Raw genomic sequence first — 12,937 nt, 5'->3', positions numbered from 1 at the left:
TCTTGTAAGCTAATTCGATAGTGACTCTACGCAACATTTCATATAATTAAGTCAGAAACAGGGCAACAACCATTTGAAAAGGAGCGGATCTATATGATGAACAAAATGAAATCAAACAATTTCTTAAATACAATGGGCATGGTATTATCCGCTCTTATCGATGCAAAATCTGTTGCTTCTACATTAAACAAGTAAGGAGAATGTATTATGAATAACATCACTTTTAACAAATTAGATTTTTTAGGACTAGCTAGCGGCTCGGTTCTTCTTACTGCTTTTATTTACGCTGCTACGCTTATATAACTTTGTGTCCCCTTTCCCCTTTATATAGAAAAAGACGACCGTCTATGCCCGGTCGTCTTTTTAAATTCCTCTTTCCTTTAACTCTTTTAAAAGCTGTATCAGTTCCGCTTGTTGTTTTATATTCTTACGACCGTTTCGATTAATTGCTGCAAGCTCGCAAGCAACTCCGACGGCGAAGAAAAACAATAAACTTTCTAACATATCAAATCCTCCAGTTGCCTATTAAACAGCTTGACGCAATTGCTTTTCTTGCAACATTTGTTTATTTATACTGTCTTCTTTTCTCTGACAAACGTTATTACGAATAAGCGCTGCAATAACAAATAATGTTCCTACAATATCAAAAGTTGTTATTTTATACCCTTGCATCATCATAATAACTAAAGTAGTAATTGGCACAAAGTTAATAAATAAAATGCCATTAATTGATGATAAGATTTTCACACCGTAGTTCCAAGCAAGTAGTGCTACGATACCTGGTAATGTCATCATAAATAACAAGTCATACTTCACAATAGAGATCGTTTCCATACTTGGAGTTGATACATATCCAAGCGCCGTAATGATTACCGTTATAATCCCTGTGACAGTTGTACCAAATACACACGTCAACGTAGAATAACGTAATGTTGACCAATCGCTACACGTTTGACCACCCATCGTATAAATAGCCCATCCTACAACACCAACAAATATAAATGCTAGTGAAAACATGTTATCTTTCAATGTTAAAAAGAAACTCATATCACCTTTCGTAATAACAAATACAGCTCCTACAAATGCGATAATCATGCTCGTTATCATATACTTCTTCGGCTTTATATGTTTATATCCCCATAAAATACAAATTGAAATCATCGGCATAAGCGCCTCCATAATAGAAGCTACCATTACACCTGATTTTCCCATTAACATTTGTCCTAGAAAAATTAATACATTATATACGGTAAACGCCATCGTTCCAAAAAAGACGAGTAACTTTCCTCTTCCTTCTAAGCGAAATGCTTTCTTTCCTTCTTTCATTAACAATAATACAATCAGTACAATTGCTACCGCCCCATAACGAATAAACGAAAAATAAAACGGATCTATGTATTCTAGCGCATGATCAGCAACCGGAAACATCGCTCCCCATGACATACTTGCAATTAAACAAGCTAAAGCACCTATTATCATTTGACCTTTTCTCACCACAATCCCTCGCTTCTTTCTATTTGCACAAAGAGAATTGTAAAAGAAAAAATATATCACGTAAAATGATTCAAAATGATGTTAACTATCATTTATAATGATAGTTAACATCAAGGGGGAGCATAAAATGGAATTAAGAGACTTACAAATCTTCCAAAGCGTTGCCGACCGCGGTAGTGTAAGTGGCGCAGCAAAAGAATTAAATTACGTACAATCAAATGTAACCGCACGTATTAAACAGTTAGAAAACGAGCTAAAAACACCACTCTTTTACCGTCATAAACGAGGTATGACTTTAACAGCTGAAGGAAGAAAAATGCTCGTTTATGTTAATAAAATTTTGCAAGACGTTGAAGAATTAAAACAAGTATTTTTAGATAGTGAAACACCATCTGGCATATTAAAAATCGGTACAGTCGAAACAGTCAGTACATTACCTACCATCTTGTCTTCTTACTATAAAAGCTATCCAAATGTCGATTTATCACTACAAGCTGGTCTAACGGAAGGACTTATTAGAGAAGTGCTTGATCATCAATTAGATGGTGCCTTTATATCAGGTCCTATTAAACATCCACTTATTGAACAGTACAATGTTAGTACAGAAAAATTAATGCTTGTAACACAAAATAAAGCTTTTCATATAGAAGAATTCACAACGACGCCCCTACTCGTTTTTAATCAAGGATGCGGATACCGTTCCAAACTAGAACGATGGCTTAAAGATGAAGGTTTACTACCAAAAAGAATTATGGAATTTAACATATTAGAAACAATATTAAACAGTGTTGCACTCGGCCTTGGAATTACACTCGTACCACAGTCTGCGGTGCAGCATCTTTCTACAGCAGGTAAAGTGCACTGTCATCCGATTCCCGAAAAATACGGCAGTATTTCAACTGTTTTCATACGCCGGAAAGATAGCTATATGACCAATTCAATGCGTAGCTTTTTAAAAACAATTGAAGAGCATCATCATATCAATATGCTTTAAAAGACATTCTTACACGAGTGTCTTTTTTTCTTACAAAAGTGTAAGTCTTCCGTAAGCTAATTCGATAGTTGTAACTGATTATATTTCCTATAATTAAGACATAAAGCAGGGCAACAACAACTCGAAAAGGAGCGGATACGCATGATGAACAAAATGAAATCAAATAAATTTTTAAATACAATGGGCATGGTGCTATCCGCACTTGTCGATGCAAAAGCAGTTGCAACTACATTAAACAAATAAGGAGAGATTATAATGAACAACATTACTTTCAACAAATCAGACTTTATCGGACTTGCAAGTGGAGCGACTCTTCTTACAGCTTTCATTTACACACTTGCTCAAAGTCTCATTTAACACTTTGTTTCCCCAAACCCCTTTATATATAGAGAAAGCTGCTCGTCTTATAGACAAGCAGCTTTTTCTATATAACAGTTAAAATTTTTGATTTAAATTATTACTAATTACATTATCAGGATTAGAACGAGCGTATCCCCCACCCATTTCAACAGTCCTATCTACTTGTGCATTCCCATCACCATCTCGCCAATATCCTTCTACATATGTCCCATCCTGCCTCATGTAACCATCAACATGATGAGGTTTAACGAAATGTAACGGTTGCATTTGAAATTGATTTACATGCTGTAACGGATCTGCATATTGAAAAATATCGATTGAATCCGATGCAGGATTATCATGCACACTAAAGGACCCTGTATCTATTTGGTGTGATAGCACACTGTGTGTCCCATCAATTGCGTCATTAGAATGTGAAAACTGTTTATCAAATGCATCTGATATATTTAAATCATGATTGTGAGAAAAGTCGTTCATTTCTTTCCACCTCTTTTATAAAATAATTATATTGTGCCACTATCGCTTTCTGTACTTTTTCAACTTTCTCTTGCTCATTGAACTTATTGTGATAAACTAATTTTTTCTGTTTTATTTCTTCCCCTAGTAAATGACGTCCCGCATCTACTTTATCTTGAAATACACACATTGTGTGTCTCTTAATTTCTAAAATTCCTTCAGAGACATATTGCGCAATATGCTTCATAAAGTCTTCCATAACTTGTGAAACAACATGATCGACTTCCACTAATAACTTCGGCTTAATCTCATCTAATTGTTTCTGAATCATTTTCTTTTGTATATACGGTAATCCTGCTAAACCAATAATTGGAATAAACATTGGTCCTCCAAATACCATCGCTATCGTACTAGCCCCTCCTACAATTGCTCCTGAAGCAATCAAAGGATTCATTTTATTAGGGGCATGCATTTCTACATCAACATCGTATGTTAAACGATCTGCAACCTGTTTTTGCATTAGAATTTTCATATCAAATATTTGACTTAACCCTTTTGAAAGCTCTATTTCAAGTTTTCTTAATAATTCTTGTATATACCCTGAATACTGATCAATCCATCGTTTTAATCTATTTTTTATAATTAGTGGTATTTGAGTTTCGATGAAATTTCCCATGTCGTGTCCGTTATATAATTGGATACGGTCTTTTACTTCATCCCTTATGCTTTCACCTAAAAAATCAACTGATTTATAGATGATAAGCTGTATTTCATTTTCACGTGCTTGCACATACTCATTAATTTTCTGTTCCCTCGACAATCTCTCCGTATCCCATTGATTCAATGAATCATAGGATTTCTCTAACTCTTCAAGAGACTGCGTATTAACAGATGATAGAACTTGAATTTCTTCTAATGCATCATACAAAATATGTGTAACTCGATTATAATAGCGCATTAATTTTTCTTCGCTGCAAGAACCATTTTGAATTATATCCCATATATTCTTCTCTACGTCCCCTAGACCAGAATACTCCCAAAGTTCCTCGTCTTTCGTTTGCTTTGCCTCCAGTCCTTCTCGAGCTGAAATTGGAAATACCCTCGGACACTCAATTTCAGTCACACGTTGAATACGATGTGAAATAAATTCACTAAGTTCTTCTACTTCTTCCTCATCGACACGATCAGCAAAGTTTGCCACAAATATAAGGCGATCTAACCCTTTTCCTAGTAAACTATTATTAATAAATTGTTCCTCTGTTCTCTTTAATGGCGCTGTCATATCTAGCATGAACAATACTACGTCTGCACGCGGAATAAATTCATATGTAATATTTGAACGATGTTTATTTAAATCATTAACACCTGGTGTATCAACAAGAACTACTTTATTCTTCAAAAGTGGCGCTGGCATACATAATTTTAAATAGTTTACTTCATCTGGGTTAAAATCTGCTGTCGCTACATATTTCTGCAATGTTTCAGCTTGCAAGCCACTTCTTTCTACCGTTCCATCACTTTTATGCACCTCAAAACTTCTTTCACTTCCCCATACTAAAGCATGGATAGCCGCCGTCGTAGGTGTTACATCTACAGGCAACAATGGTTCTCCTAACAATGCATTTACAAAAGTAGATTTTCCATTCTTGAACTCACCAACGACAACAACTGTGTATAAATCTTCTTTTAAATCCAAGAGCACTCCATCAAATTTACGAATTTGAGGGCTTTGAGGTAATATGTCACAAACTTGATTTCGCAGTACTTGAATTTTATTAAATAAATCTGTTTTTCTTTCTTCGTAATTCATTATTTCACACCCACTTTATTCGAAATGATTTTATCCATTTCTTGAATTACACGCTCTACTTGTTGCTCTTGGCGATTTAATACTTGCAATCTTTCTTCTGCTACATACTGTTCCATTTGACGGTTTTGTAGTAATGTTTCCATTTTCATATTTAATATATTTACTTGTTCCTGCACTTTTTGATTATACAGATCCATAACAACCTTAATTTTCCCGCGCCATCCTTCTTTAAATCTATTCAATTTCGTTGGGATGTTCTTATCAAATCTCTCATCTATCCCTTTCATTAACTGTTCGTATTCTTGATCTCTCCCACTGAAAAAGTGAAATATAGATTGTATTCCCTTTCCAATTACTCCAGTAAACAAAGTTAGTCCCTTTAAAACTCCAGAATACCAGCGGCCTCGAGGGATTTGTTCCCATATACTACCTACAATGTCATCTACTATATCAATAGGGGCATAATTGCTATACTTTTCATCTGATTTAACAGGTATAATATTATGCTCTATCTCACCCTGCACTAAATGTTCTAACTGCCCTTGGATTGATTGGATATGCTTTTCTACCTTTTGACTGGCAGTTGTTAATATTTCCTTCAACGTCTTCTCTTGTATTTTTTTCATTTTCTCATGTAAAGCCCTCTCTAATGGAGCAACTTTGGTTTCTACATTTGTTACCACTTCTTCTGTAGACATCCTCTTATATAAAGAATCTGCTGTCTCCTTTGCTTGTGTTGCAATCTCATTCAACCCTTTGCCATACTCTCCTTGGATTACTTTCTCTTTCTTCTTCAAAGTTATTTCAATATAATTAGCTGCTTCTTTTCCGATTCGCTTTAGCTCGCTAATTTGTTCACGTAACTTTTCTAATTTCTTATCTAAATCTTTAATATCATTATTTAAACTTTTTTTATCGAATGTAATTTGCTCTTGTAGTGTTTTATTCGCCAATCGTTTTGCTGTTTGAATTGGTTTTTGTAGTTTAATCATCCCACGTTCATATTGTAAGAAATGTGCCAATTCCTGCTCCAATTGAGGTATTCCAGTCTCTTCAATATCCATAATTGGACCACGCATACGTATAGTTTCTCCATTTTGTTTTCGTCGATATGCCAAAGCATGCTTTGCTGAAACAAAAAAGATTCTAGGATTTTCTACTACCTTACTTAATTTCTCTTGCGCATAAGAGTATACTTTTTTAATTCCCTCTTCATCTAGAGCATCCTTAAAATTAATGACAAAGAAAACTTTCTGAATATCTTGTGATAAAATACGATCACGTAAAAAGCTCATCTCAGATTCAGATAAGATTTTCACACCAGATAATAGTAATATAGCTGCATCAGATGTTGGAATAAATGTATTTGTAATTTCCTCACGTGCTTCATCTAAGTCGTTTGTTCCTGGCGTGTCAATAATTTCTACTCCATCCGAGCAAAATGAAAGTGGATAGCCAACTTCAGCATAAGCAACTTCTGAGATCTTCTTTAACGCTTCTTCATATTCTTTTTCTGATTGCTCATCCCCTACAATTGGTTCTCTAGGTGCAACAATTTTTTTAAATTCCTCTTCCGAAATTGCACGGGATTTTTCCTTTTCATCACGATAATGCAATGTAATATTTGGATGTTCTTTGTACGTAATTTTATTTAAAATAGTTGTAGTTGGCTTTACTGAGGATGGAAGTATGCGCTTTCCAAGAAAACTATTAATAAATGTCGACTTTCCTCGCGAGAATTCACCTACTACTACAATAACAAACTCTTCATTCATTACATTTTGAATTAATTTTTCTATAGTTTTCACGTAATCTACTTGCTTACGCTCCACAAATATATTCCGCAAATTTTGAAGTTGTTCCAATGTATCTAATTTCTTTTCTTTAAATTGTGATAATGAAAATGTCATATAGCTCTCCTTCACCTAATATTAAAATTTATCTCTTTACTAACAAGTGAATCTATGTGATCAATGGAATAAAAATACCATTGACCACAGTTTCACCCTACTTATCAATTTTTATGATTTGGTAATGTTCGTACCCGTTTTCCTTCAGAGTATAATAGAATGTCATTTTTTTATGGTCATCTCTTCCATCTGGATAATGGAATGTATATTCCTCTTGTACCTCTACCTTATATTGCTGTCCCCCTATTTTTTGAATGTTTTTAATGACCGGAGGATACGTTCTTTGCTGTATACGCTTCTCTTCCATCGTTTTGAAATACTTCTGTACATCTTGATATTCACTACCACTTGGATCGTAGAAAGATGCAATTCGACTAAAATTATATTGATTAAATGCTGTTTCAAACTCACGGTAGAATCGATTCATAAATTGCTGAATATTTTGCTCTTCTTTCACCACACCAACCGTTTGCGACTTACCTTGTTCAAGGGTTTTCTTATCTAATTGAATAGTGGATATATCATATACCTTCCATTCATCACCACTATAATTTCGCTTCATAACATACGTAGTTTTCACTTTCAAATACTCTTTTTTGCCGTTTTCATATGTAGTGATAATTTCATTCGCTGCAATAACTTGATACATGTTATCCGCTTCCAATGTTGCATCCTCTATATAAAACGATTTTGAATCAAGAGAAAAACGTTCTGTTCTAGCATTATTTACATCCCTTTTTACATCCTCGTAAGCTTTACCGCTCATATCTATATACGGGGATACAATTGAAAAGTTCTTCTCTTTTATTGCTCTCTGATACGCGCGATTATAGTCCTGAACCTGATTCGAAACTGTTATAACTTCTGTATTTTGAGATTCTCGATTTACTTCTACACTTTCTTCTTCTACTTCTTTTTGTTTCTCTGAATCACTTATATAACTTGGTTCCTCCTCTTCTACGTTTTGATTCATAGAATCCCCAGATTGCTTAGCCGCTGCTAATATTGCAGTCAATCCAAAGACAAAAACTGCGACTATTATTAACGCCCGGCATGCATTGAGAAATTGTCTTTCCTCTTTCAAATTAATAGATAAATCTATTTCCTGCAGACTCCCTAAACTTTTACTTCCTTTTGCAATGGTAACCTGATGCCTATATTCTTTCTGATATAAAGAATACATTGGTAACATATTATTTAGGGTTCTCTGTGCCTCTATATATCTCTCGTATTCAAAATTCCCTCCTTCACGCTCCAATAATATAAATGCTGTACTCAATTGTTTCGCTTCTTCATATAAGTCTTTATGAAAAATGTATTCCCGCTTTAATAAATCTGTATCTGATAAAATTCTGACTATACTTTCCTTTTTCAGCTGTAAGGTATTTAATTTTGAAACACTACTATAATCTATTTTTTCAAAGTGCGACTTTACAGCATTATATTCTTTTTTATACGATTCCCATTCTTTCTTTGCGTAATTGTTCACCGCTGTTTCTAACTTATTAAGGAAAGATTTAATATTATGAAGTATATGTTCCCCTACTTGTTGAAATAAATTTTTGTATTCCTTAAACGTCTGGGCTTCATTATTAAAATTAACTATATTTCTATTTAACTCATCCTGCCTCTTTAAAAATCCTTTGAGATTTTCCAAACGTCCCCAAAAAGGAGTCTTACCAAATATATTTGATTTCCCATATTCCTTATAATCATCTAACAACTGATTTCTTTCGTTGCTTAATCCCACTTTCAACTGTTTTAATTCTTCTTCACCTATATTATTAATCAGATAAAATAATTCTTTACCTACATTTATTTTTTCTTCATTAAACCTATTAAACTTATTTACCTCTTCAACGAGATTCAGTTCTGAAATAAGTTCCGATTGTTGATTTAATAGAGCACTAATTTTTTGTGAACTCTCCACTATCTCCCCAACAGAATATTTTTTATTATTAAGTATATTAATAGTATGAGCAAAATCTTTTACTTTATTTAGGGACTGTATCCCATTATCATATTTCCTATCTAGGTTAGGAATCATTTCAAAAATTAATTGATTTATCTTCCCTTGCGATTCTACAAAGTCTAGTTTTTGCTTTTCATTTTCTATACAATGTTGTATTTCTTTTAAAGTATTGGCTAGCCCTACATAAGCCTTCTTCTCCTTCAAATAAGGATCAAATTGTAAATTGTCCAACCAATTCTCTAATTCCCTCCAATTGCTCCAATTCATCTGCTCAGCATCATTTTCTACTTTTCCTTTTAATGCGTTACGCGCTGAAACTCCTATTAAATTTTGAAGCATCGGTAACCGTCTCTTTGTATCCATGATAAAGTCTTCTAATGGTTCCTCTTCATCATCATGATGATCAATTTGATTAATAATCCCTGTCGTTTGTAGTCCGTAGTCTTTTAATTTATTTATTTGATTAATCTCTGTAGAAGATCCAACATTTAAATATGAGAATAACCAAATTACTAAATCAGCCCGTCGCATAAACATCTCTGTAGCTTCTGTATGTAATAAATTTGACGAGTTTAATCCCGGAGTATCAACTAACGTAACCTGTTTTAGAATCTCACTTGGCAGTGTTATCTCCAAAAAGTTTAGACTCTTACGGATAAATGTACCATTTTCTTCCCCTTCAGATGAAATAGTAGCTAATTTCTCAATACTATATGTTTTACAATCTCCATTTTTAAAATACGCAGTTATTCCTTTAACTTCTCCGTATTTTAAAACTGTTACAACTGCTGTTGCTGGTGTTATCTCCGAAGTTAAAATCTCCTCACCTAATAAAGCATTAATAAAGGTGGATTTTCCCGCATTAAACTCCCCAGCAATCATAATGATAGGATTACTATTTATGTCGCTTTTTAATTCTCTAATTTGTCGAAGGTTTTTCTGAAATGTCTTGTCATCTACTAATTCATTTTCTATTTGATCTAATTCATCATTTAGTTTTGACAACCATTGTGGTAACTCACTTTCCATTACTTATCCCCTTTTAACATTTATTTTTCCAAATTATTCTTACCAATCTATTATAAACAAGAATCAACTTATGTAGTAATGTTACTAACAATTTTTTCTAAATCCACTACTGATTTTTGTAATCACACAAAAGCATGATCCTTCTGTAAGCTGCTTCAATAGCTGCAATTAATATTTATTATCCTCGGACTTGCAAGTGGAGCGACTCTTCTTACGACTTTCATTTACACACTTGCTCAAAGTTTCGTTTAACAATTTGTTTCCCCAAACCCCTTTCTATATAGAGAAAGCTGCTCGTCTTATAGACAAGCAGCTTTTTAGTTTGTTTCATATATAATTTGGCCTGTTTTACTTATATCATATCCACCAATTGCTTTTAATTCATTGCGAAACTCTTCAGATTGCAAAATCCCTTTTATAACCTCAATAAGTTCCTCATTTTCTTTATTCTTCAGAAGTACTAAATCATACTGCTCTTTCATGATTGGAATAAAGTCTACATTTACAATTTGTGAAAACTTTTCTGATCCTACTCCCACATCAGCTTTCCCATTCGCAACTTGCGTAGCAACGCCAAGATGATTTGATTCTTCCCGTTCATATCCGCTAATATGTTCTTTATTTAATTTTTGAATTCGCAATTGCTCATCCACTAACACCCTAATACCAGAACCTTTTTCTCGATTTATAAATCGTATAGATGACTGAGATAAATCAGCCCACGTTTTTATTCCTTTCGGATTCCCTTTTTGCACATAAAACCCAACATTTCTTGCCAATAAATTAATCATAATACATGGTTGTCCAACTAAAATACGCTTTACGTAAGGAACATTGTATGTACCCGTTTCACCATCAAACAAATGCAGACTAACGATACTTCCTTCTCCCTGGTACATCTTCACTAAACTCGTTAAACTCCCTTGATATGCTCTTAATATATTAGAATTGTGCAAACGATTTTCTATATGTTTTGCCAACATATCTAACGTGAGTTCTTGACCACTAATGATGCGTGTATTCGAGGTACTATTTTCGTCCTTCTTTACAGGAGTAACTTGCATCTTCCCTGTTTTCATTTGCTTTATATATTGTTCTAGATCCGTTGCATCAATGCGCATTTGTCTACCAACCCTATAAGAAGGAAGTTCTCCCTTTTTAATTAAGTCGTATACAGTTAATTTTGATACTTTTAATCGCTTTGCTACTTCTTCCGTTGTGTAGGAATGATGATCCATAGACGATTCCTCACTTTCTTCCTTCATTGTAACAAAGAAAAGAATATTTCTCCTATTTTTTAAAAACAACCATATCGTTCAAATTATATTCAATTATAACTAGTTATATTTAGTTATATTTAGTTATAATTAAATATGTCAAAACGAAAGGGGATTTTTTTATGAACAAATTCACATTACGATCTATTGGGGCACTTATACTTTCTTTCCTTCTTATATTTAGTGCTGCTTGTTCAAGCGGAGAAAAGAAAGAAAAATCAGCTGCTAAAGAGGGAACAACAGTCGAACTGACTATATCAGCTGCTGCTAGCTTGCAAGATGCATTAAAAGAAATTGAAAAACAATATAAAAAGACAGAGCCCAATATTAAACTTTCTTTTAATTTTGGTGCTTCTGGTGCACTTCAACAACAAATTGAGCAAGGTGCACCTGCTGATTTATTCTTCTCTGCAGCAGAGGATAAATTCCAAACTCTTGTTAAAAAAGGATTCATTAATGAAAAAGAAGGGAAAAATCTTCTTGGAAATGAGCTAGTTCTAGTCGTTCCAAAAGATAGTTCTCTTACAAAATTTCAAGATTTAAAAGATGAGAAAATCAAAAAAATTGCGCTTGGTACACCCGAATCTGTACCTGCAGGAAAATATGCAAAAGCTTCTCTCACACATGAAAATCTTTGGAATGACGTTCAAAATAAAATCGTATTTACAAAAGATGTTCGCCAAGTGTTAACATATGTAGAAACAGGTAATGTCGATGCTGGTATTGTATACAAAACAGATGCTCTCATTTCTGACAAAGTAAAGATTGGTGAGACAGCAGCAGCTACTTCTCATGAGCCAATCCACTATCCTTTAGGTGTTATAAAAGAATCAAAGCATAAGAAAGAGGCGACTTCATTCTATGAGTATTTGCAATCAAAAGATGCACAATCTATCTTTAAGAAATATGGATTTACAATCCTGCCATAATTACTATGAGCTTTGATACAATTTTGTCACCTGTCTTTCTATCTTTGCGAGTAGCTGCGTGCGCCACCATTATCGTTACGATTTTAGGAACGATTATTGGACGAGCATTAGCGCGCTCCTCGTGGCGATATAAAGTACTACTAGAAACTATTTTCTTATTACCAATGGTGCTTCCACCAACTGTTATCGGCTTTTTTCTAATTATCATTTTCGGAAATAACAGTCCCATTGGAAAGTGGATTGAATCATTATTTCAGCAGTCCATTATGTTTACATCTACTGCTGCTATCATTGCTTCTACAGTCGTTGCATTTCCGCTCATGTATCAATCAGCAAAAACAGGATTTTCTATCGCAAATGTACAAATTGAAGATGGCGCGCGCGATCTTGGTGCAAGTGAATATCAAGTGTTTCTACATGTTACACTCCCGCTTGCATTTCCTGCGTTACTAAGTGGTATGATTTTAAGCTTCGTTCGCGCACTCGGTGAATTTGGTGCAACTTTAATGTTTGCAGGAAATATACCTGGCAAAACTCAGACGATTCCAACGGCGATTTATATGGCTATTGATGCAAGTAATATGCAACTAGCTTGGACACTTGTAATCATAACGATTAGTATGTCCCTTCTATTCTTACTATGTATTCAACTCATTAATAAAAGAATTACTACTTCTTAAAGCAACTTTCGACAAAAGTTGCTTTT

General features: G+C 34.0%; 12 protein-coding genes and 1 pseudogene. 6 read left to right on the top strand and 7 right to left on the bottom strand.

Features of this window, described 5'->3' with window-relative positions; all coding sequences use genetic code 11:
• The first annotated feature begins 207 nt into the window (after positions 1–207).
• Entirely contained in the window at positions 208–303 is a 96-nt protein-coding gene (locus KI356_RS13415; RefSeq protein ID WP_070127837.1) for a DUF3948 family protein, read from the top strand.
• Between the two features lie 60 nt (positions 304–363).
• Here KI356_RS13415 and KI356_RS13410 read toward each other — a convergent pair whose 3' ends face one another.
• Complete coding sequence (locus tag KI356_RS13410; RefSeq protein ID WP_212935660.1) at positions 364–504, bottom strand: YrzO family protein; 141 nt, start codon at positions 502–504, stop codon at positions 364–366.
• 21 nt (positions 505–525) lie between these two features.
• Complete coding sequence (locus KI356_RS13405) at positions 526–1,494, bottom strand: DMT family transporter (protein ID WP_212935659.1); 969 nt, start codon at positions 1,492–1,494, stop codon at positions 526–528.
• 127 nt (positions 1,495–1,621) lie between these two features.
• Between KI356_RS13405 and KI356_RS13400 the strand changes: the two genes are divergently transcribed.
• Together KI356_RS13400 and KI356_RS13395 are read left to right on the top strand one after the other, a co-directional pair.
• Positions 1,622–2,488, top strand: coding sequence for a LysR family transcriptional regulator (locus KI356_RS13400; RefSeq protein WP_212935658.1), 867 nt, complete (start codon positions 1,622–1,624; stop codon positions 2,486–2,488).
• A 255-nt stretch (positions 2,489–2,743) separates the two neighbouring features.
• Entirely contained in the window at positions 2,744–2,845 is a 102-nt protein-coding gene (locus KI356_RS13395) for a DUF3948 family protein (protein ID WP_001060019.1), read from the top strand.
• Between the two features lie 78 nt (positions 2,846–2,923).
• Here the strand turns inward: KI356_RS13395 and KI356_RS13390 are convergent, their stop codons facing one another.
• The 4 genes from KI356_RS13390 to KI356_RS13375 all read right to left on the bottom strand — a co-directional run bounded on the left by KI356_RS13390 (position 2,924) and on the right by KI356_RS13375 (position 10,025).
• Positions 2,924–3,325, bottom strand: a complete 402-nt coding sequence (locus KI356_RS13390) for a hypothetical protein (RefSeq protein ID WP_212935657.1) — start codon at positions 3,323–3,325, stop codon at positions 2,924–2,926.
• Positions 3,300–5,114 carry a dynamin family protein gene (locus KI356_RS13385; protein ID WP_212935656.1) on the bottom strand — a complete coding sequence of 605 codons (1,815 nt, stop codon included), beginning with the start codon at positions 5,112–5,114 and terminating at the stop codon, positions 3,300–3,302. The genes KI356_RS13390 and KI356_RS13385 overlap by 26 nt, the downstream gene beginning before the upstream one ends.
• The gene (locus tag KI356_RS13380) at positions 5,114–7,024 is read right to left on the bottom strand and encodes a dynamin family protein (RefSeq protein ID WP_212935655.1); all 1,911 of its coding nucleotides are present in this window, start codon (positions 7,022–7,024) and stop codon (positions 5,114–5,116) included. The genes KI356_RS13385 and KI356_RS13380 overlap by 1 nt, the downstream gene beginning before the upstream one ends.
• Positions 7,025–7,121: 97 nt before the next feature.
• Positions 7,122–10,025 (bottom strand): dynamin family protein, encoded by a 2,904-nt coding sequence (locus KI356_RS13375; protein ID WP_212935654.1) that lies wholly within the window; start codon positions 10,023–10,025, stop codon positions 7,122–7,124.
• A 183-nt stretch (positions 10,026–10,208) separates the two neighbouring features.
• Here KI356_RS13375 and KI356_RS13370 point away from each other — a divergent pair.
• Positions 10,209–10,277 (top strand): annotated as a pseudogene (locus KI356_RS13370) (DUF3948 family protein); the annotation flags it as partial.
• A 65-nt stretch (positions 10,278–10,342) separates the two neighbouring features.
• On the opposite strand, the gene KI356_RS13365 reads toward KI356_RS13370, so the two are convergent.
• Positions 10,343–11,290: a substrate-binding domain-containing protein gene (locus tag KI356_RS13365; protein ID WP_212935677.1), complete on the bottom strand. Its 948-nt coding sequence runs from the start codon at positions 11,288–11,290 to the stop codon at positions 10,343–10,345.
• A gap of 134 nt (positions 11,291–11,424) precedes the next feature.
• Here KI356_RS13365 and modA point away from each other — a divergent pair, with 134 nt between their 5' ends.
• A complete protein-coding gene (gene modA / locus KI356_RS13360; protein ID WP_212935653.1) occupies positions 11,425–12,231 on the top strand; it encodes a molybdate ABC transporter substrate-binding protein in 807 nt (268 codons plus the stop codon).
• A 5-nt stretch (positions 12,232–12,236) separates the two neighbouring features.
• Positions 12,237–12,911 carry a molybdate ABC transporter permease subunit gene (gene modB, locus KI356_RS13355; RefSeq protein WP_128283231.1) on the top strand — a complete coding sequence of 225 codons (675 nt, stop codon included), beginning with the start codon at positions 12,237–12,239 and terminating at the stop codon, positions 12,909–12,911.
• Positions 12,912–12,937 lie beyond the last annotated feature (26 nt).

The sequence above is a fragment of the Bacillus hominis genome (assembly GCF_018332515.1).
GTDB classification, from domain to species: Bacteria; Bacillota; Bacilli; order Bacillales; family Bacillaceae_G; genus Bacillus_A; species Bacillus_A hominis.
The sequence above is the reverse complement of the archived record's forward strand: the minus strand, read 5'-3'. Positions and strand labels throughout refer to the sequence as shown.